The organism is Streptomyces sp. NPDC005820 (assembly GCF_040630255.1).
Taxonomy (GTDB): Bacteria; Actinomycetota; Actinomycetes; order Streptomycetales; family Streptomycetaceae; genus Streptomyces.
In genome coordinates this window covers 214,724-232,217 of sequence record NZ_JBEXXE010000014.1, presented here as the reverse complement: position 1 = coordinate 232,217, position 17,494 = coordinate 214,724, and the positions used below count along the sequence as shown (strand labels likewise).

Here is a 17,494-nt window from a genome sequence, read left to right as displayed (position 1 = left end):
TGGCACGGTTTGACCACTTTGATCATCGATTCGTGAGCAAACTCACACGCTGATCATGCCGCCTTCGCGAGTTACCCGGGAATCGCGTGTTTAGCCTGACGCTTTACAGGGATGGCATATCCGACAACCCGGCACAACGAGCAGACAGGGTCACGTACAACAGTGAAGACGACGACGATGTTCCACAAGATCGCCAACCCGCGACGCACGACGCTGGCGCACCTCGCGGACGCCGACGAACTGCAGCTCCCCGTCCAGCCGGAGCACGCCGTCGACCTGCCGACCCAGACCGCCAACCCCAAGCGCACCATCCTCATGGAGGCCCCGGTCGCGGCCTCCGTCGCGGAGTAGATCTCCCGTAGGGATCCACGAGATCTTCACGATCTCCGGGGAGTGATACGCGCACCGGCCGCCGAATGCTCAAGGCGACCGCACCGGATGTCAAAGGGCGTCCCCGGCCGGGGGCGCCCTTCCGCGTTAGCCTGGAGCGTCACACTCCAGCCAGGCAAGGGGCCAACCAACCCGTGCGCATCGCCAGGTTCTCCATCGACGGCAACGTCGCCTTCGGCGCGGTCGAGGGCGACAAGCCGGACGAGCTCGTCCTCGACATCATCAAGGGCATCCCGTTCGCGGAATTCGAGCTCTCCGGTACGAAGGTGCCGCTGAGCAAGGTCCGGCTGCTCCCGCCCGTCCTGCCCAACAAGGTGGTGGCCTTCGGCCGCAACTACGCCGAGCACGCGCGCGAGCTGGGCAACGAGGTGCCGGACGCCCCGTTCGCCTTCTTCAAGCCCTCCACCTCGGTGATCGGCCCCGGCGACGACATCCAGTACCCGCCGTTCTCCGAGGAACTGCACCACGAGGCCGAGCTCGCGGTCGTCATCGGCCGGATGTGCCGCGAGGTCCCGCGCGAACGCGTGGCGGACGTGATCTTCGGCTACACCTGCGCCAACGACGTCACCGCACGGGACGTCCAGCGGCGCGAGAAGCAGTGGGCGCGGGCCAAGGGCTTCGACACCTCCTGCCCGCTCGGCCCCTGGGTGGAGACGGACCTGGACCTCGCCACCGCGTCCGACCTCACGATCCAGCTCACGGTCGACGGCCAGCAGCGCCAGCTCGGCCGCACCAGCGAGATGATCCACTCCATCGAGGATCTGATCGTCAACATCACCGAGGCCATGACGCTGCTCCCCGGCGACGTGATCCTCACGGGCACCCCGGCAGGGGTCGGCCCCCTGGCTGTCGGCGACGAGGTCGCCGTCACCATCGAAGGCATCGGCACTCTCACCAACAAGGTTGTCAAGCGTGGCTAGCGCACCCGGCTCACCCGTCCGCGTACGTTTCTGTCCTTCCCCCACCGGTAACCCCCACGTGGGCCTGGTCCGCACCGCCCTGTTCAACTGGGCGTTCGCCAAGCACCACCAGGGCACGCTGGTCTTCCGCATCGAGGACACCGACGCGGCCCGCGACTCCGAGGAGTCCTACGACCAGCTGCTCGACTCGCTGCGCTGGCTGGGCTTCGACTGGGACGAGGGCCCCGAGGTCGGCGGCCCGCACGCGCCGTACCGCCAGTCGCAGCGCATGGACATCTACGCCGACGTCGCCCAGAAGCTGCTGGAGGCCGGCCACGCCTACCGCTGCTACTGCTCCCAGGAGGAGCTGGACACCCGCCGCGAGGCCGCCCGCGCCGCCGGCAAGCCCTCCGGCTACGACGGCCACTGCCGCGACCTCACCGAGGCGCAGGTCGAGGAGTACCAGGCCCAGGGCCGCGCCCCGATCGTCCGCTTCCGGATGCCCGACGAGACCGTCACCTTCACGGACCTGGTCCGCGGCGAGCTGACCTTCACCGCGGAGAACGTGCCCGACTACGGCATCGTCCGCGCGAACGGCGCCCCGCTCTACACGCTCGTCAACCCGGTCGACGACGCCCTGATGGAGATCACCCACGTCCTGCGCGGCGAGGACCTGCTCTCCTCCACCCCCCGCCAGATCGCCCTGTACAAGGCGCTGATCGAGCTGGGCGTCGCCAAGGGGACCCCGTCCTTCGGCCATCTGCCGTACGTGATGGGCGAGGGCAACAAGAAGCTCTCCAAGCGCGACCCGGAGTCGTCCCTCAACCTCTACCGGGAGCGCGGGTTCCTCCCCGAGGGCCTGCTCAACTACCTCTCGCTGCTCGGCTGGTCCCTCTCCGCCGACCAGGACATCTTCGCGATGGACGAGATGATCGCGGCCTTCGACATCGCGGACGTCAACCCCAACCCGGCGCGCTTCGACCTCAAGAAGTGCGAGGCGATCAACGGCGACCACATCCGCATGCTCGACGTGAAGGACTTCACGGAGCGCTGCGCGCCCTGGCTGAAGGCGCCGTTCGCGTCCTGGGCCCCGGAGGACTTCGACGAGGCCAAGTGGGAGGCGATCGCCCCGCACGCCCAGACCCGCCTCAAGGTCCTCTCCGAGATCACCGACAACGTCGACTTCCTCTTCCTCGCCGAGCCGGTCACCGACGAGGCCTCGTGGACGAAGGCCATGAAGGAGGGCGCGGACGCGCTCCTCGGCACGGCCCGCGAGAAGCTGGAGTCGGCCGACTGGACCTCGGCGGAGTCCCTGAAGGAGGCCGTCCTGGCCGCCGGCGAGGCCCACGGCCTCAAGCTCGGCAAGGCCCAGGCCCCGGTCCGCGTAGCCGTCACCGGCCGCACGGTCGGCCTCCCCCTCTTCGAGTCCCTGGAAATCCTGGGCAAGGAGAGGACGCTGGCGCGCATCGACGCGGCGCTGGCGAAGCTGGCGGGCTGACACGCAGGCATGCGTGAGGGGCGGCACCCGGAGACTGCGGGTGCCGCCCCTCACGCGTTGCTCACTGTGCGTCGGCTTCGTCGACCAGGTACGCGAACTCGTCGAAGATCTCCAGGACGACGACGACCATGACGGCGCCGGCGACCATGTACTCCAGCATGATGCCGGGAGTCGCATAGGCCCTGCGCAGGTGCTCGTCGGGCCCGAGCGGCGCGGTCGCGTTCTTCCGGAACGGGTCGCGCGACACCATCCGCACGGCCTTGTCCAGCTGAGCCCGCCGCTCCTCGGGCAGGTCGTCGTATGTCGCACGCGCTTCGACGGTGAACTGGACGCGGTACTCGATCATGCCTCTCAGCATGCCAGCCCGCGATACCGTCGGGGCCATGAGCATTCGTGCCGTGGTCTGGGACGTTGACGACACTCTCTTCGACTACACGACCGCCGACCGGGAGGGCATGCGGGGGCATCTGGTGGCCGAGGGGCTGCTGGCGGGGTACGGGAGCGCGGAGCGGGCGATCGAACGGTGGCGGGAGGTCACCGATCGGCAGTGGGCGCGGTTCTCGGCGGGGGAGATCACCTTCGAGGGGCAGCGGCGGGACCGGGTGCGGGTCTTCCTGGACCGGCCGGAGCTGACCGACGACGAGAGCGACGACTGGTTCCGGCGTTACCTCACGCACTACGAGGCGGCTTGGTCGCTGTTCCCCGACGTCCTGCCCGTGCTGGACGCCCTCGCCGCCAGCCATCGCCACGCGGTGCTCTCCAACTCCAGCATCCACGTCCAGGACCACAAGCTGCGCGTCCTCGGGGTGCACGACCGCTTCGAGGTCATCCTGTGCGCCGCCGAGCTGGGCGTGTCCAAGCCGGAGGCCGCCGCCTTCCTGGCCGCCTGCGACGCCCTGGAGCTGGCCCCGCACCAAGTGGCGTACGTCGGCGACCACCCGGAGATCGACGGGCGGGGCGCCGCCGACGCGGGTCTGCTCTCGGTGTGGATCGATCGCTACGGCGGTACGGCGACCGTAGAGGTGCCATCCGGCCGGCACCGCATCGCCACCCTCGCCGAACTCCCCGCGATCCTCGGCGCGGATACCCGTTTTGGAGCCCCGTCCACCTTCGGGTAATGTTCTTCCTGCGCCGAGGGGAGCGGGCCGGAAGGCCGGAAACCCGAAGCGCGAAACTAGAACGAGACCCCATCCGGGGCTTGCGTTCCAGTGGCCTATGGTGTAATTGGCAGCACGACTGATTCTGGTTCAGTTAGTCTTGGTTCGAGTCCAGGTAGGCCAGCTCGCAGAGCTCATCTGCAACGCCCCCGTTGTGTAGCGGCCTAGCACGCTGCCCTCTCAAGGCAGTAGCGCCGGTTCGAATCCGGTCGGGGGTACGGTAGTCATCCACGGATGACCGCTAGGGCCCCCGTTGTGTAGCGGCCTAGCACGCCGCCCTCTCAAGGCGGTAGCGCCGGTTCGAATCCGGTCGGGGGTACGACTGGTCTAAACCACATTGGTCTATGGTGTAATTGGCAGCACGACTGATTCTGGTTCAGTTAGTCTTGGTTCGAGTCCAGGTAGACCAGCTCGGACCTGCGGAAACGCAGTGTCCATGCCCCCGTTGTGTAGCGGCCTAGCACGCCGCCCTCTCAAGGCGGTAGCGCCGGTTCGAATCCGGTCGGGGGTACACAGTCCGACAGGGCCTCCACTTCGGTGGGGGCCCTTCGGCATTCCGGGGCCCCGACGCCGTACACCTCACTCGAAGCCGTACCGCCGCGCCGACTCCTCCTCCTGCGCCAGCCGGTGCAGCGCCTGGAGCATCGGCTCGACCAGGACCGCGCCCAGCACCGCCGTCTCGATCCGCTCCGCCTCCGACTCCCGCGTCTCCACGAAGTCCAGGTCGAGGACCGCGGCCCGGTGCATCAACTCCGCGTACGACACGAGCAGTTCGGCGTCCCAGTCGTAACCGAGGCGGCGCAGGGCGGCCACGGACACCACCAGCGAGCGGTAGGCCGGGGAGATCGTGGTCAGCAGCCGGGCGTTCGCCCAGCCCAGCGTGCGCAGCAGGTCGTCCGCCTCCTGCTGGGCGGCCCGTACGTGCTCGTCCTCCGCGTCCGGCTCCGGGACCTGGGGCAGCGCCCACAGGGCCGCGCCGAGCCGGATCGTACGGCCGAGGGAGTCGTCGTCGACGTGCTCGAGGACCTCCCGGACTGTGGCCACCGGGATCCGGCCCACCTGGATCATCGCCCGCACCAGCCGCAGCCGGCGCAGATGCTCCTCGTCGTACTCGGCGGTCGTCGCGTTGATCTGGCGGCCGGGCGGCAGCAGGCCCTCGCGGAGGTAGTACTTGATCGTCGCCGTCGAGACCCCGCTGTGCTCGCTCAGCTCGGCCAGCCGCATCCCTTGCGCCTTTCGTTGGACAGCGCCACTATCCAAGCATGTCCGGAGCCAGCCGTACCACCGCGAACGCGCAGGGTGACGTGGTCGTCCTGCTCATCGGGATGCGTGTCAACCACTTCTGGGCCGTGCACCAGTGGGTGCCGGTCATGTCGGCGATGTTCAGGATGCTCGCGGAGCTGAAGCGGGAGCCGGAGCGGGGGTTGCTCTGGCGTGTGCTGCTGACGGCCTCGCCGCGGACGTACTACGTCGTCCAGTACTGGGAGTCCAAGGAGAAGCTGTACGCCTACGCGAGCGCGTCCGACGCGTTCCACCACCGTGCGTGGGCCAGGCTCAACCGCGTGGAGCGGGAGGGGAAGGTGCGCGGGCACGTGGGGATCTGGCACGAGGCGTATGTCGTGCCGGAGGGTTCCTACGAAGCGATCTACGGGGACATGCCGGCGTTCGGCCTCGCGGCGGCGCATGGGCAGGTGCCGGTCGCTGCGCGCGGGCGGTATGCGAAGGATCGGTTCGCCTGGCGCGCCCCGGCTTCGTAGGGGCTGGTGGCGCATGGTGGGTGCGGGTGCGTCGTGGTTGTTCGCGCCCACGCGGCGGAGCCGCATATGGGTACAGCCCCGCGCCCCTGAGCCTGCGAGCCTTGCCATCGGGAAAAGGGTGCCGCGGCGTTGAGGCGCCCTTTCCCTTCGCGGCTTCAGCCCGTGCGGCGCAGCGCCTCCGACAGTCGGGCCGCGGCGTCGATGATCGCCTGGGCGTGCATCCGGCCGGGGTGACGGGTCAGGCGCTCGATCGGGCCGGAGACCGAGACGGCGGCCACCACGCGGTTGGAGGGGCCGCGGACGGGGGCGGAGACGGACGCCACGCCCGGCTCGCGCTCGCCGATGGACTGGGCCCAGCCCCGGCGGCGGACGCCCGACAGGGCCGTCGCGGTGAAGCGGGCGCCCTGCAGGCCGCGGTGGAGACGCTCCGGCTCCTCCCAGGCCATCAGGATCTGCGCCGACGACCCCGCCTTCATCGTGAGCGTGGAGCCGACCGGGACCGTGTCCCGAAGGCCGGACAGGCGTTCCGCCGCGGCGACGCAGATGCGCATGTCGCCCTGGCGGCGGTAGAGCTGGGCGCTCTCGCCGGTCACATCACGCAGGTGGGTGAGCACCGGGCCCGCGGTCGCGAGGAGACGGTCCTCGCCGGCCGCCGCCGCGAGCTCCGCGAGACGGGGTCCGAGAATGAAACGGCCCTGCATGTCGCGCGCCACCATACGGTGGTGTTCCAAAGCCACGGCCAGCCGGTGGGCCGTGGGTCGTGCGAGTCCGGTGGCCGCGACCAGTCCCGCGAGGGTGGCCGGACCGGACTCCAGGGCACTCAGGACAAGGGCTGCCTTGTCCAGAACGCCCACGCCGCTACTGTTGTCCATGAAACGATATTCCCGTCTCACTCTGTGAAACGCAAGTTCATTTTTCCGTGAGACGCGCAACCCTGGATGCATGGCGGCCCGAAGACCGACGGGCCTGGCGGCGGGTGCCCGGGAACAGGGGCCCGAGGGCGTCGCCTCCACAAGATCTCTAGTTGGGCCGGTGCGTCATTGCCGGCCGGAGGGAAAGCGATGGGTAGGACACTCGCGGAGAAGGTCTGGGACGACCATGTCGTCCGGCGCGCCGAGGGCGAGCCCGACCTCCTCTTCATCGATCTGCACCTGCTGCACGAGGTGACCAGCCCCCAGGCCTTCGACGGGCTGCGGAAGAGCGGTCGCCAGGTGCGCCGGCTCGACCTGACCATCGCGACCGAGGACCACAACACCCCGACCCTCGACATCGACAAGCCGATCGCGGACCCGGTCTCCCGGGTCCAGCTGGAGACGCTGCGCAAGAACGCCGCCGAGTTCGGCGTCCGGCTGCACCCGCTGGGCGACGTCGAGCAGGGTGTCGTGCACGTCGTCGGCCCGCAGCTCGGTCTGACCCAGCCCGGCATGACCGTCGTCTGCGGCGACTCCCACACCTCCACGCACGGCGCCTTCGGCGGTCTGGCGTTCGGCATCGGCACCTCGCAGGTCGAGCATGTGCTGGCCACCCAGACGCTGCCGCTGGTCCGCCCCAAGACCATGGCGATCACGGTCGACGGCGAGCTGCCCGACGGCGTCACCGCCAAGGACCTGATCCTGGCGATCATCGCGAAGATCGGCACCGGCGGCGGCCAGGGCTATGTCCTGGAGTACCGCGGCTCCGCCATCGAGAAACTCTCGATGGAGGCCCGGATGACCATCTGCAACATGTCGATCGAGGCCGGCGCCCGCGCGGGCATGATCGCCCCCGACCGGACCACCTTCGACTACCTCAAGGGCCGTCCGCACGCCCCCGAGGGCGAGGACTGGGACGCCGCCGTCGCGTACTGGAAGACGCTGAAGACGGACGAGGACGCGGTCTTCGACGCCGAGGTCGTCATCGACGCCGCCGCCCTCTCGCCGTTCGTCACCTGGGGCACCAACCCGGGCCAGGGCGCCCCGCTTTCGGCGGACGTCCCCGACCCGGCTTCGTACGAAGACGCCTCGGAGCGCCTCGCCGCCGAAAAGGCCCTGGAGTACATGGGGTTGGAGGCCGGACAGCCGCTGCGCTCCATCAAGGTGGACACCGTCTTCGTAGGCTCCTGCACCAACGGCCGCATCGAGGACCTGCGCGCCGCCGCCGAGCTCGTGAAGGGCCGCAAAGTCGCCGACGGCGTACGGATGCTGGTCGTCCCCGGCTCCGCCCGGGTCGGTCTGCAGGCCGTCTCCGAGGGCCTGGACGTGGTCTTCAAGGAGGCCGGCGCCGAATGGCGGCACGCGGGCTGCTCGATGTGCCTCGGCATGAACCCCGACCAGCTGGCCCCCGGCGAGCGCTCCGCCTCCACCTCCAACCGCAACTTCGAGGGCCGGCAGGGCAAGGGCGGTCGTACGCATCTGGTGTCGCCGCAGGTCGCGGCCGCCACGGCCGTCCTGGGCCACCTGGCCTCCCCGGCCGACCTCTCCGCCGACACCCCCGCGCCCGCTGGAGTCTGATCAGTCATGGAAGCATTCATCTCGCACACCGGCCGGGCCGTCCCGCTGCGCCGCTCCAACGTCGACACCGACCAGATCATCCCTGCTCACTGGCTCAAGAAGGTCACGCGGGACGGGTTCGAGGACGGGCTGTTCGAGGCCTGGCGCAAGGACGGGGAGTTCATCCTCAACCGCCCCGAGCGGCAGGGGGCGACCGTGCTGGTCGCAGGCCCCGACTTCGGCACCGGCTCCTCCCGTGAGCACGCCGTGTGGGCGCTGCAGAACTACGGCTTCAAGACCGTGATCTCCTCCCGCTTCGCCGACATCTTCCGCGGCAACTCGCTGAAGAACGGCCTGCTCACGGTGGTCCTGGAGCAGAAGATCGTGGACGCGCTGTGGGAGCTCACGGAGAACGACCCGCAGACCGAGATCACCGTCGACCTCGAGGCCCGTGAGGTGCGCGCCGAGGGCATCACCGCCTCCTTCGAGCTGGACGAGAACTCCCGCTGGCGGCTGCTGAACGGCCTGGACGACATCTCCATCACCCTGCAGAACGAGCAGGACATCGCCGCGTACGAGGCCAAGCGCCCCTCCTACAAGCCGTGGACGCTCCAGGTCTGACCGGAGCCCCCCGGGCAAGTCGAGTTTCGGCCAGCCCAACACCCCTCCTGTACCCCCGATCGGTCCGATCGGGGGTACAGCCGTGTCTGGGCCCGAAGCCGCCCCCGAACCTTCGCTTTTCCTCCCAACTTCCCACGTTAGAGCGGTCGTTGCCGGGGTACGCGCCCTCTGTGGACGCGGCTTGTGCCAGTGCCGTGAGGGCCGTTCGAGGGGGCAGTTGCCCCCTGGGCGGGCGACAACTCGCCCCAGATGGCACAATCTGTGCATGGAACACGACGGCCAACTCGAGCTCTATACGGCGGTCGCGAACCAACTCAAGGAAGCGCACACAAGAGTGCGCGCACTGCAAGTCCCGGAGGGCGTACGGATGGCGCTGACCCGGAAGCTGCTGGTCATTACGGCCGCGGCCAAGCACGATCTCGCCGATGCGACAAGGCGGCTGGAGCGGTTCATGACGGACCTCGACGAGGGGCGAATGCCCGAAGAGGAGCGTTGATCGCCTCCGGAACTGCCGAGTTCGTTGCGGCACAAGGGTGATTAGCCCGTTTCGTGTTTGATTTGCGGTATATATCTGCCTAACGTGCGAAAAAGCTTGAACACATTCGTTCTGGCGAGGTCTCCGAAGGGGAAGACGTGAACAAGGCGCAGCTCGTAGAAGCGATTGCCGACAAGCTGGGCGGCCGCCAGCAGGCCGCCGACGCGGTCGACGCGGTCCTGGACGCCATCGTCCGCGCGACCGTCGCGGGGGACCGGGTCTCGGTCACCGGCTTCGGTTCGTTCGAGAAGGTCGACCGGCCGGCCCGCTACGCTCGCAACCCCCAGACGGGCGAGCGGGTTCGGGTCAAGAAGACGTCCGTTCCGCGCTTCCGCGCAGGCCAGGGCTTCAAGGACCTGGTGAGCGGCTCCAAGAAGCTGCCGCGCGGCGGCGAGGTCGCGGTCAAGAAGGCCCCCAAGGGCAGCCTCACCGGCGGCGCCTCCGCCACGGTCAAGAAGGCCGCGGCGAAGAAGGCCACCACCAAGGCCGCCGCCGCGAAGAAGACCACCGCGGCGGCGAAGAAGACGACGGCCGCCGCGAAGAAGACCACGGCCGCCGCCAAGAAGACCACCGCGAAGAAGACCACCGCCGCGGCGAAGAAGACGACGGCCGCCGCCAAGAAGACCACCACCGCCAAGTCGGCCGCCGCGAAGAAGACCACCACCCCGGCGAAGAAGGCCACCGCCAAGAAGGCCCCGGCCAAGAAGTCGACCGCGCGCAAGACCACCACCGCCAAGAAGGCCACCGCCCGCCAGTCGTAGGCCACGACAGCAGCACGGGCACTCACGCGCCGGGCCGGACTCCCTCACGGAGCCCGGCCCGCGGCGTGTCCGCCACCCGGAAGGCCCGCCGGGGGCGGCCTCAGAAGGTCTGCAGTGTCACCAGCGTGATCCTCGGGCTGTCCTTCGGCCCCTCCACCTCGATCCGCACCCGCTGGCCCGGCCGCAGCAGCCGCAGCCCGCCCGCGTCGAACGCCGGCGCGTCGAAGGGCACCGGAGTGCCGTCGTCCAGCAGCACCTGCCCGCTGCGGGTGTCGGGGTCGTACGTGTATGCGGTCGCCTGCATGGGTCGCAGCCTACTGCCCGATACCGAGCAGCCGCGCCGCCGCCGCGGCCGTCCGGGGGCCCACCCCCAGTGCCAGCGCCGCGCGCAGATCCTCGCCGGTGTCCACGTCCTGGCGCACCGAATCGACCGAGGTGAGCCGGAGTTCCTCGGCGCCCGAGGTGCGATGGCGGGCGCGGGAATTCACGCCGAATGCCGGGAGCAATTCACGCTCTGCCGAGACGGCCAGCAGAGTGGTGCCGATTCCCGCGGCGTCGGCGAGAAATGCGCGCGGGAATTCCGCCGCCGCAGCCAGAACCCGGGCCAATTCCCTCGGGCGCAGTGCGGGAAGATCCGCGTTGAGCGCCGCGAGAGGTGTTTCGGGACGGAGTCGCCGTACGAAGGCGGCACCGTGCGCGAGCGCCGCGTTCAGGCCGCTGCGGGGCTCGTCGGGCACGATCCGGGCCCCCAGGGCGGCCAGCGCGTGCCCGGCCGGCTGATCGTCCGTGACGACCGCCACATCGCCTACGGCCGCGCAGGCCAGCGCCGCCGCCACCGTGTCCTCGGCGAAGGCGAGGGCCAGCCCCGGGCGCAGTTCGTCCCCCGCCGTGTCCGCGAGCCTGCTCTTGGCCAGCGCCAAGGGCTTCAGGGGTATGACCAAGGTCCACTGCACCGGCGTACCGCCCCCTCTCCTGTCGCGGCCATTGTCACCCGGTCCATCGGCACGCCGACGCGTCGGGCGTACGGTGTTCTCGACAGACCGGCGGCCTGGGGCGACACTTGTGCGGCTCACAGGCTCCGAAGAGAAGCCCGCGAGTGAAGTACCGACAGAAGTACCGAGAGAAGTCCCAGAGGGAAGGTGTCCGCGTGCCCCGCCGCAGAATCGGCTTCTGGTACCGCTTCGCAGCGGTCCTCTGCAAACCCTGGCTGGTGGTTCTGATCAAGCGGGACTGGCGCGGAATGGAGCACATTCCGGCCGAGGGTGGATTCATCACCGCCGTGAACCACAATTCCCACGTCGACCCCTTCGCCTACGCGCACTACCAGTACAACACCGGACGAGTGCCGCGATTCCTCGCGAAGAGCGGGCTTTTCAAGAAGGGGTTCGTCGGCGCCGCGATGCGCGGCACGGGCCAGATCCCCGTCTACCGCGAGTCAACGGACGCGCTCAGCGCCTTCCGGGCCGCGATCGACGCGGTGGAGCGCGGCGAGTGCGTCGCCTTCTACCCCGAGGGCACCATCACCCGCGACCCGGACCTGTGGCCCATGACGGCCAAGACCGGCGCCGCGCGGGTCGCCCTGCAGACCAAGTGCCCCGTGATCCCCGTCGCCCAGTGGGGCGCCAACGAACTGCTGCCGCCGTACAGCAGCAAGCCGCACCTCTTCCCGCGCAAGACCCACCATGTGCTCGCGGGCCCGCCCGTGGACCTCTCGCGTTTCTACGGCCAGGAGATGACCGCGGAGATCCTCAAGGAGGCCACCGAGGTCATCATGGCCGCCGTCACCCGCCAGCTGGAGGAGATCCGCGGCGAGAAGGCGCCCGAGAGGCCCTACGATCCCCGTCAGGAGCGGATCGAGCAGCGGCGCCGCACCGAGGCGGAGACCGGCCCGCAGCCCGGCGTCCACACCGGTGCCCCAACCGGTGCGCAGGCCGGTGCCCAGCCCAGTCACGAGGGGGAGAACAGCAAGTGAGCAAGCCCGTCAAGGCGGCCGTCTTCGGTACCGGATCCTGGGGGACCGCCTTCGGCACGGTCCTCGCCGACGCGGGCTGCGAGGTGATGCTGTGGGCGCGCCGCCCCGAGCTCGCCGACGCGGTCAACTCCACCCGGACCAACCCGGACTACCTGCCCGGCGTCGAACTCCCCGAGAACCTCCGCGCCACCGCCGACCCGGCCGAGGCCGCCCACGGCGCCGACTTCACCGTCCTCGCGATCCCCTCCCAGACCCTGCGCGCCAACCTCGCCGAGTGGACCCCGCTGCTCGCCCGGCACACCGTCCTCGTCTCGCTGATGAAGGGCGTCGAACTCGGGACGACCATGCGGATGAGCGAGGTGATCGAGGACGTGGCCAAGGTCGGCCGGGACCGCGTCGCCGTGGTCACCGGACCCAACCTGGCCCGCGAGATCGCCTCCCGGATGCCGGCCGCCTCCGTGGTCGCCTGCACCGACGAACGCGTCGCCCAGAAGCTGCAGACCGCCTGCCACACCCCGTACTTCCGCCCGTACACCAACACCGACGTGGTGGGCTGCGAGCTGGGCGGCGCGGTGAAGAACGTCATCGGTCTGGCCGTCGGCATCGCGGACGGCATGGGCCTCGGCGACAACGCCAAGGGCTCCCTCATCACCCGCGGGCTCGCCGAGACCACCCGCCTCGGCCTGGCGATGGGCGCCGACCCGCTCACCTTCTCCGGACTCGCGGGCCTCGGCGACCTGGTGGCGACCTGCTCCTCGCCGCTGTCCCGCAACCACACCTTCGGCACCAACCTCGGCAAGGGCATGACCCTGCAGGAGACCATCGCGGTCACCAAGCAGACCGCCGAGGGCGTCAAGTCCTGTGAGTCGGTGGCCGATCTGGCCCGCCGGCACGGCGTCGACATGCCCATCACCGAGACGGTCGTGGACATCGTCCACGAGGGCAAGCCGCCGGTCGTCGCGCTCAAGGAGCTCATGTCGCGCAGCGCGAAGCCCGAACGACGCTGAGCGAACCCGGCGGGTGGACGCTGACTCCCGGCCCTACCACCGGGTACTCTCAAGCCGATATGAGCACCGAGAACCTCCCCCAGAGCCCTGAGCAGCAGAGCCCCGAGCAGCCGTCGCGCAAGCCGCGGGTGGCCGTCGTCTCCGGTGGCCGCAGCTCCGAACACGGGATCTCCGTGGTCACCGCCGGCGCCGTCCTGAAGGCCATCGACCGGACCAAGTACGAGGTCCTGCCGATCGGCATCACCCGGGACGGCCGCTGGGCCCTCATCGCCGACGACCCGGAGCGCATGGCGATCACCGACCGCCGTACGCCCGACATCGAGGCGCTCGCCGAGTCGCAGGAGGGCGGCGTGGTGCTCCCCGTCGACCCCGCCAACCGCGAAGTCGTCTACAGCGAGCCCGGATCGGTGCCCAAGGCGCTCGGCGAGGTCGACGTCGTCTTCCCCGTCCTGCACGGCCCGTACGGCGAGGACGGCACCCTCCAGGGCCTGCTGGAGCTCTCCGGCGTCCCGTACGTCGGCTCGGGTGTGCTCGCCTCGGCCGTCGGCCAGGACAAGGAGTACATGAAGCGGGTGTTCACCTCCTTCGGGCTCAAGGTCGGCCCGTACGTGGTGATCCGGCCCCGGGAGTGGGAGCGGGACGAGTCCGCGGCCCGCAAGAAGATCGTGGACTTCGCCGGCGAGCACGGCTGGCCGCTTTTCGTGAAGCCCGCGCGCGCGGGTTCGTCGATCGGCATCACCAAGGTCGACGACCTGTCCGGCCTGGACGAGGCGATCGCCGAGGCCCAGCGCCATGACCCGAAGATCCTGATCGAGGCGGCCGTACGGGGCCGTGAGATCGAGTGCGGCGTCCTGGAGTTCGAGGACGGCCCGCGGGCCTCCGTCCCGGCGGAGATCCCGCCGCCGGACGCGCACGCGTACTACGACTTCGAGGCGAAGTACATCGACTCCACCCCCGGAATCGTTCCTGCACCCCTCACCGCCGAGGAGACCGCCGAGGTGCGCAGGCTCGCCGTGGACGCCTTCGAGGCGGCCTCCTGCGAGGGCCTGGTCCGCGCGGACTTCTTCCTCACGGAGGAGGGCGACTTCGTCATCAACGAGATCAACACCATGCCGGGCTTCACCCCGATCTCGATGTACCCGGCGATGTGGCAGGCGACCGGCATCTCCTACGAGGAACTGGTGGACCGCCTGATCCAGGCGGCCCTGCGCCGCTCGACGGGCCTGCGCTGACCCGCCTGGGGGCGCGGGGCCGTGTCGACATGCGGCTCCGCCGCGTGGGCGCGACCAGCCCCCACGGTCCGCACCCGAACGCGGCCTAGTCCGCGATCCCTTCCGGCACCGCCTTCTTGATGGCCGACGCCAAGTCGATCAACGCCCCGGAACTGTCCGTCCCCTCCGGCACCGTCACCTCGACATAGGCGAGACGACTGGCGGTGGTGAACCGGTACCCCCCGCCGTCCCGCTTCTCCATCAGCCAGTCGACCCCGTTCACGCCGCCGGCCACCGCATCCGCGTCCTGGCCCTGGGCCACCTTCGGGTCCACCATCTTCGGCGGCCGTTCCACACCGCAGCGCAGTATGATCGCCGGGTTCCCCCAGCCCGCGGTCAGCGCGGAGGCGGGCTCGGGATCCCGGCGGCTCTGACCGTCCACCTTCGACGGCAGTACCGCGTCCAGGTTCCGGCACAGCTTCACGGTCTTCGCCGTGGGACGGGGAACCGCCGCCGACGCGCTGTCGTCTGCCGATGAGCAGCCCACGGCGGCACAGAGCAGAACGAGGGCGGACAGACGGGCGGGCAGACCACTCGGCCGGTGACGGAAAAGGTTCACCGGCCAAGGGTAGACGGGGGCTACAGATGCACGACCGGGCAGGTCAGGGTACGGGTGATCCCGTCCACCTGCTGCACCTTGGCGACCACGAGTCGGCCGAGGTCGTCCACCGTGTCCGCCTGGGCCCGCACGATCACGTCGTACGGACCCGTCACGTCCTCGGCCTGGACGACCCCAGGAATCTTGCTGATCTCCTCGGCGACGGTCGACGCTTTGCCGACCTCCGTCTGGATCAGGATGTACGCCTGTACCACGGAACCTCCAGGGCGGCCACGAGGATCATGTGGGGAAAAGGAACGCCACGGTATCGCGTCGCCGCGCGCCACGGGGAGACCCGCGGGACGCACGGCCCCCGTGCCGGGGTGAGGGGATGGCAGAGGTTGACGGTCGGGTCGGCCGTGCCGGTCGGGCGGGCCGTGTCGGCCCTCTCGACCGTATCGAGGACACTGGTGCTGCGCGACCGGGCACGGACAGGGACAGAAGGGGCGAAAGGGTAATGAAGGGCACTGTTGGTGAGCTCGGGGAGTTCGGGCTCATCAGGGAGCTCACCTCCCGTCTCACCACCACCTCGGCGGTCCGGGTCGGCCCCGGCGACGACGCCGCGGTGGTGGCCGCGCCCGACCGCCGGGTCGTGGCCAGCACCGACATCCTGCTGGAGGGCCGGCACTTCCGCCGCGACTGGTCCACCGCCTACGACGTCGGCCGCAAGGCCGCCGCCCAGAACCTGGCCGACATCGCCGCCATGGGCGCGGTGCCGACCGCGCTGCTGCTCGGCCTCGTCGTGCCCGCCGAACTGCCGGTGACCTGGGCGAGCGAGCTGATGGACGGCCTCCGCGACGAGTGCCAGGTGGCCGGCGCCTCCGTGGTCGGCGGCGACGTCGTACGGGGCGACACGATCATGGTGTCGATCACCGCGCTCGGCGATCTGCGCAACCAGGAGCCGGTCACCCGGGGCGGCGCCCAGCCCGGCGACCTCGTCGCGGTGACCGGCTGGCTCGGCTGGTCCGCCGCCGGGTACGCGGTCCTCTCCCGCGGCTTCCGCTCCCCGCGCGCCTTCGTCGAGGCCCACCGCCGCCCCGAGCCGCCGTACCACGCGGGCCCGGCCGCGGCGGCCCTCGGCGCGACCGCGATGTGCGACGTCAGCGACGGACTGATCGCGGACCTCGGGCACATCGCCGAGGCCAGCAAGGTCCGCATCGACATCCGCTCCGGCGCCATCGACATCCCCACCCAGATGAACGACATCGGGTCGGCCGTCGGCGTGGACCCCATCCAGTGGGTGCTGACCGGGGGAGAGGACCACGCGATCGTGGCGACCTTCCCGCCGGACGTGAAGCTGCCCGCCCGCTGGAAGGTCATCGGCGAGGTCCTCAACCCCTCCGCGCTGCCCCAGGTGACGGTCGACGGGGCGCCCTGGACCCGGCAGGGCGGCTGGGACCACTTCGGGGACATAGAGGGGGCGTGAAGGCGGTGCGACCGCGCGTCCTGACGGTGGCCGGCTCCGACTCCGGCGGCGGTGCCGGCATCCAGGCCGACCTGAAGACCATGCTCGCGCTCGGTGTGCACGGGATGAGCGTCCTCACCGCGGTCACCGCCCAGAACTCCCTCGGCGTGCAGGGCGCTTGGGAACTGCCGGCCGAGGCGGTGCGGGCCCAGTACCGCAGCGTCGTGGACGACATCGGCGTCCAGGCGGTGAAGACCGGCATGCTCGCCTCCGCCGAACTCGTCGAGACCGTCGCCGCCTTGATCGCGGAGACCGACGCCCCGGCCGTCGTGGACCCGGTGGGCGTCTCGAAGCACGGCGACCCCCTGCTGGCCGCCTCCGCCCTGGACGCCGTACGGACCCGGCTGCTCCCCGCGGCGACCGTCGCCACGCCGAACCTCGACGAGGTCGCCCAACTCACCGGCGTACGGGTCGAGTCCGAGGAGCAGCTGCGCGAGGCCGCGGCGGCCGTGCTGGCGTACGGACCGCGCTGGGTGCTGATCAAGGGCGGCCATCTTCCCGGCGACGCGGTGGACTTGCTGACCGACGGCGCCGAGGAGCACTGGCTGCGCGCACCGCGCCACGACAACCGGCACACGCACGGCACGGGCTGCACCCTCGCGTCCGCGATCGCCTCGCACCTCGCGCGGGGCCGGTCCGTGCCGCAGGCCGTGACGGCCGCCAAGGAGTACGTCACCGGCGCGATAGCCGCCGGCTTCGCCCTCGGCACCGGAATCGGCCCCGTGGACCACGGCTGGTCCCTCACCCGCCGCACCCCCGAGACCCCGACGCCCCCGGCTGGGGCGACTTCGGCTGCGGGCACTCAGGCTGCGGCGACTTCGGTTTCGGGCACTCAGGCTGGGGCGACTTCGGTTTCGGGCACTCCGGCTGCGGCGACTTCGGTTTCGGGCACTCCGGCTGGGGCGACTTCGGCTGGGGCGCCCCCGGCTGGGGCGACTTCGGTTTCGGGCACTCCGGCTGGGGCGACTTCGGCTGCGGGTACTCCGGCTGGGGCGACTTCGGCTTCGGGCACTCCGGTTGCGGGTACTTCGGCTGGGGCGACTCCGGCTGCGGGTACTCCGGCTGCGGCGACTCCGGCTTCGGGTACTCCGGCTA

General features: G+C 70.3%; 20 protein-coding genes, 5 tRNA genes and 1 pseudogene. 19 read left to right on the top strand and 7 right to left on the bottom strand.

What is annotated here, in order from left to right:
• Positions 1 to 162: 162 nt before the first annotated feature.
• The 3 genes from ABZ464_RS19575 (at position 163) to gltX (ending at position 2,787) form a co-directional block, all read left to right on the top strand.
• Complete coding sequence (locus tag ABZ464_RS19575; protein WP_359278494.1) at positions 163 to 351, top strand: hypothetical protein; 189 nt, start codon at positions 163 to 165, stop codon at positions 349 to 351.
• A gap of 173 nt (positions 352 to 524) precedes the next feature.
• A complete protein-coding gene (locus tag ABZ464_RS19570) occupies positions 525 to 1,310 on the top strand; it encodes a fumarylacetoacetate hydrolase family protein (RefSeq protein WP_359278491.1) in 786 nt (261 codons plus the stop codon).
• Positions 1,303 to 2,787 carry a glutamate--tRNA ligase gene (gltX, locus tag ABZ464_RS19565; RefSeq protein WP_359278488.1) on the top strand — a complete coding sequence of 495 codons (1,485 nt, stop codon included), beginning with the start codon at positions 1,303 to 1,305 and terminating at the stop codon, positions 2,785 to 2,787. Before ABZ464_RS19570 ends, gltX begins: the two co-directional genes overlap by 8 nt.
• Positions 2,788 to 2,848: 61 nt before the next feature.
• Here the strand turns inward: gltX and ABZ464_RS19560 are convergent, their stop codons facing one another.
• The gene (locus ABZ464_RS19560) at positions 2,849 to 3,133 is read right to left on the bottom strand and encodes a hypothetical protein (protein ID WP_359278485.1); all 285 of its coding nucleotides are present in this window, start codon (positions 3,131 to 3,133) and stop codon (positions 2,849 to 2,851) included.
• Positions 3,134 to 3,170: 37 nt separating this feature from the next.
• On the opposite strand from ABZ464_RS19560, the gene ABZ464_RS19555 reads away from it, so the two are divergent.
• From ABZ464_RS19555 to ABZ464_RS19530, 6 genes are all read left to right on the top strand, one after another.
• Positions 3,171 to 3,905 (top strand): HAD family hydrolase, encoded by a 735-nt coding sequence (locus tag ABZ464_RS19555; RefSeq protein ID WP_359278482.1) that lies wholly within the window; start codon positions 3,171 to 3,173, stop codon positions 3,903 to 3,905.
• Between the two features lie 91 nt (positions 3,906 to 3,996).
• Positions 3,997 to 4,068, top strand: a tRNA-Gln gene (locus ABZ464_RS19550).
• 21 nt (positions 4,069 to 4,089) lie between these two features.
• Positions 4,090 to 4,162 (top strand) — tRNA-Glu (locus ABZ464_RS19545).
• 28 nt (positions 4,163 to 4,190) lie between these two features.
• Positions 4,191 to 4,263: transfer RNA gene (locus ABZ464_RS19540), tRNA-Glu, on the top strand.
• Positions 4,264 to 4,282: 19 nt separating this feature from the next.
• Positions 4,283 to 4,354 (top strand) — tRNA-Gln (locus ABZ464_RS19535).
• Between the two features lie 28 nt (positions 4,355 to 4,382).
• Positions 4,383 to 4,455 (top strand) — tRNA-Glu (locus ABZ464_RS19530).
• A gap of 68 nt (positions 4,456 to 4,523) precedes the next feature.
• On the opposite strand, the gene ABZ464_RS19525 is transcribed toward ABZ464_RS19530, so the two are convergent.
• Positions 4,524 to 5,168 (bottom strand): MerR family transcriptional regulator, encoded by a 645-nt coding sequence (locus ABZ464_RS19525; protein ID WP_359278479.1) that lies wholly within the window; start codon positions 5,166 to 5,168, stop codon positions 4,524 to 4,526.
• Between the two features lie 38 nt (positions 5,169 to 5,206).
• Between ABZ464_RS19525 and ABZ464_RS19520 the strand changes: the two genes are divergently transcribed.
• Positions 5,207 to 5,701: a DUF4188 domain-containing protein gene (locus ABZ464_RS19520; RefSeq protein ID WP_359278476.1), complete on the top strand. Its 495-nt coding sequence runs from the start codon at positions 5,207 to 5,209 to the stop codon at positions 5,699 to 5,701.
• A 155-nt stretch (positions 5,702 to 5,856) separates the two neighbouring features.
• Here the strand turns inward: ABZ464_RS19520 and ndgR are convergent, their stop codons facing one another.
• The gene (ndgR, locus tag ABZ464_RS19515; RefSeq protein ID WP_055634332.1) at positions 5,857 to 6,573 is read right to left on the bottom strand and encodes an IclR family transcriptional regulator NdgR; all 717 of its coding nucleotides are present in this window, start codon (positions 6,571 to 6,573) and stop codon (positions 5,857 to 5,859) included.
• A gap of 189 nt (positions 6,574 to 6,762) precedes the next feature.
• Between ndgR and leuC the strand changes: the two genes are divergently transcribed.
• From leuC to ABZ464_RS19495, 4 genes are all read left to right on the top strand, one after another.
• Positions 6,763 to 8,190, top strand: a complete 1,428-nt coding sequence (gene leuC, locus ABZ464_RS19510; protein WP_359278473.1) for a 3-isopropylmalate dehydratase large subunit — start codon at positions 6,763 to 6,765, stop codon at positions 8,188 to 8,190.
• Between the two features lie 6 nt (positions 8,191 to 8,196).
• A complete protein-coding gene (leuD, locus tag ABZ464_RS19505) occupies positions 8,197 to 8,790 on the top strand; it encodes a 3-isopropylmalate dehydratase small subunit (RefSeq protein ID WP_359278471.1) in 594 nt (197 codons plus the stop codon).
• A 265-nt stretch (positions 8,791 to 9,055) separates the two neighbouring features.
• The gene (locus tag ABZ464_RS19500; protein ID WP_055634329.1) at positions 9,056 to 9,286 is read left to right on the top strand and encodes a hypothetical protein; all 231 of its coding nucleotides are present in this window, start codon (positions 9,056 to 9,058) and stop codon (positions 9,284 to 9,286) included.
• A 137-nt stretch (positions 9,287 to 9,423) separates the two neighbouring features.
• Positions 9,424 to 10,086: an HU family DNA-binding protein gene (locus ABZ464_RS19495; RefSeq protein WP_359278468.1), complete on the top strand. Its 663-nt coding sequence runs from the start codon at positions 9,424 to 9,426 to the stop codon at positions 10,084 to 10,086.
• A 100-nt stretch (positions 10,087 to 10,186) separates the two neighbouring features.
• On the opposite strand, the gene ABZ464_RS19490 is transcribed toward ABZ464_RS19495, so the two are convergent.
• Positions 10,187 to 10,390 (bottom strand): hypothetical protein, encoded by a 204-nt coding sequence (locus ABZ464_RS19490; protein WP_062641780.1) that lies wholly within the window; start codon positions 10,388 to 10,390, stop codon positions 10,187 to 10,189.
• Positions 10,391 to 10,400: 10 nt separating this feature from the next.
• Positions 10,401 to 11,039: a 2-phospho-L-lactate guanylyltransferase gene (gene cofC, locus ABZ464_RS19485; RefSeq protein WP_359278464.1), complete on the bottom strand. Its 639-nt coding sequence runs from the start codon at positions 11,037 to 11,039 to the stop codon at positions 10,401 to 10,403.
• Between the two features lie 194 nt (positions 11,040 to 11,233).
• Between cofC and ABZ464_RS19480 the strand changes: the two genes are divergently transcribed.
• Genes ABZ464_RS19480 through ABZ464_RS19470 form a run of 3 tightly spaced genes read left to right on the top strand, consistent with a single transcriptional unit; the run spans position 11,234 to position 14,297 of the window.
• Positions 11,234 to 12,058 carry a lysophospholipid acyltransferase family protein gene (locus ABZ464_RS19480; protein WP_359278462.1) on the top strand — a complete coding sequence of 275 codons (825 nt, stop codon included), beginning with the start codon at positions 11,234 to 11,236 and terminating at the stop codon, positions 12,056 to 12,058.
• Positions 12,055 to 13,065, top strand: coding sequence for an NAD(P)H-dependent glycerol-3-phosphate dehydrogenase (locus ABZ464_RS19475; protein WP_359278459.1), 1,011 nt, complete (start codon positions 12,055 to 12,057; stop codon positions 13,063 to 13,065). The genes ABZ464_RS19480 and ABZ464_RS19475 overlap by 4 nt, the downstream gene beginning before the upstream one ends.
• Before the next feature lie 59 nt (positions 13,066 to 13,124).
• On the top strand, positions 13,125 to 14,297 hold the full coding sequence (locus ABZ464_RS19470; protein WP_359278456.1) for a D-alanine--D-alanine ligase family protein: 1,173 nt from the start codon (positions 13,125 to 13,127) through the stop codon (positions 14,295 to 14,297).
• An 85-nt stretch (positions 14,298 to 14,382) separates the two neighbouring features.
• Here the strand turns inward: ABZ464_RS19470 and ABZ464_RS19465 are convergent, their stop codons facing one another.
• Complete coding sequence (locus tag ABZ464_RS19465) at positions 14,383 to 14,895, bottom strand: DUF3515 domain-containing protein (RefSeq protein WP_359278453.1); 513 nt, start codon at positions 14,893 to 14,895, stop codon at positions 14,383 to 14,385.
• Positions 14,896 to 14,915: 20 nt separating this feature from the next.
• Positions 14,916 to 15,149, bottom strand: coding sequence for an Lrp/AsnC ligand binding domain-containing protein (locus tag ABZ464_RS19460; protein WP_030793842.1), 234 nt, complete (start codon positions 15,147 to 15,149; stop codon positions 14,916 to 14,918).
• Positions 15,150 to 15,391: 242 nt separating this feature from the next.
• Here ABZ464_RS19460 and ABZ464_RS19455 point away from each other — a divergent pair, with 242 nt between their 5' ends.
• Both ABZ464_RS19455 and thiD read left to right on the top strand, forming a co-directional pair.
• A complete protein-coding gene (locus ABZ464_RS19455; protein ID WP_359278451.1) occupies positions 15,392 to 16,360 on the top strand; it encodes a thiamine-phosphate kinase in 969 nt (322 codons plus the stop codon).
• Between the two features lie 5 nt (positions 16,361 to 16,365).
• A pseudogene (thiD, locus tag ABZ464_RS19450) lies at positions 16,366 to 17,148 on the top strand (bifunctional hydroxymethylpyrimidine kinase/phosphomethylpyrimidine kinase); the annotation flags it as partial.
• Positions 17,149 to 17,494 lie beyond the last annotated feature (346 nt).

Bases quoted from the DNA above. Each gene is read 5' to 3' on its own strand.
- ABZ464_RS19560 (WP_359278485.1), bottom strand. From the start codon at position 3,133: ATGATCGAGTACCGCGTCCAGTTCACCGTCGAAGCGCGTGCGACATAC.
- ABZ464_RS19470 (WP_359278456.1), top strand. From the start codon at position 13,125: ATGAGCACCGAGAACCTCCCCCAGAGCCCTGAGCAGCAGAGCCCCGAG.
- leuC (WP_359278473.1), top strand. From the start codon at position 6,763: ATGGGTAGGACACTCGCGGAGAAGGTCTGGGACGACCATGTCGTCCGG.
- ABZ464_RS19455 (WP_359278451.1), top strand. From the start codon at position 15,392: ATGAAGGGCACTGTTGGTGAGCTCGGGGAGTTCGGGCTCATCAGGGAG.
- ABZ464_RS19490 (WP_062641780.1), bottom strand. From the start codon at position 10,390: ATGCAGGCGACCGCATACACGTACGACCCCGACACCCGCAGCGGGCAG.
- ndgR (WP_055634332.1), bottom strand. From the start codon at position 6,573: ATGGACAACAGTAGCGGCGTGGGCGTTCTGGACAAGGCAGCCCTTGTC.
- ABZ464_RS19520 (WP_359278476.1), top strand. From the start codon at position 5,207: ATGTCCGGAGCCAGCCGTACCACCGCGAACGCGCAGGGTGACGTGGTC.
- ABZ464_RS19555 (WP_359278482.1), top strand. From the start codon at position 3,171: ATGAGCATTCGTGCCGTGGTCTGGGACGTTGACGACACTCTCTTCGAC.
- ABZ464_RS19500 (WP_055634329.1), top strand. From the start codon at position 9,056: ATGGAACACGACGGCCAACTCGAGCTCTATACGGCGGTCGCGAACCAA.
- leuD (WP_359278471.1), top strand. From the start codon at position 8,197: ATGGAAGCATTCATCTCGCACACCGGCCGGGCCGTCCCGCTGCGCCGC.
- ABZ464_RS19525 (WP_359278479.1), bottom strand. From the start codon at position 5,168: ATGCGGCTGGCCGAGCTGAGCGAGCACAGCGGGGTCTCGACGGCGACG.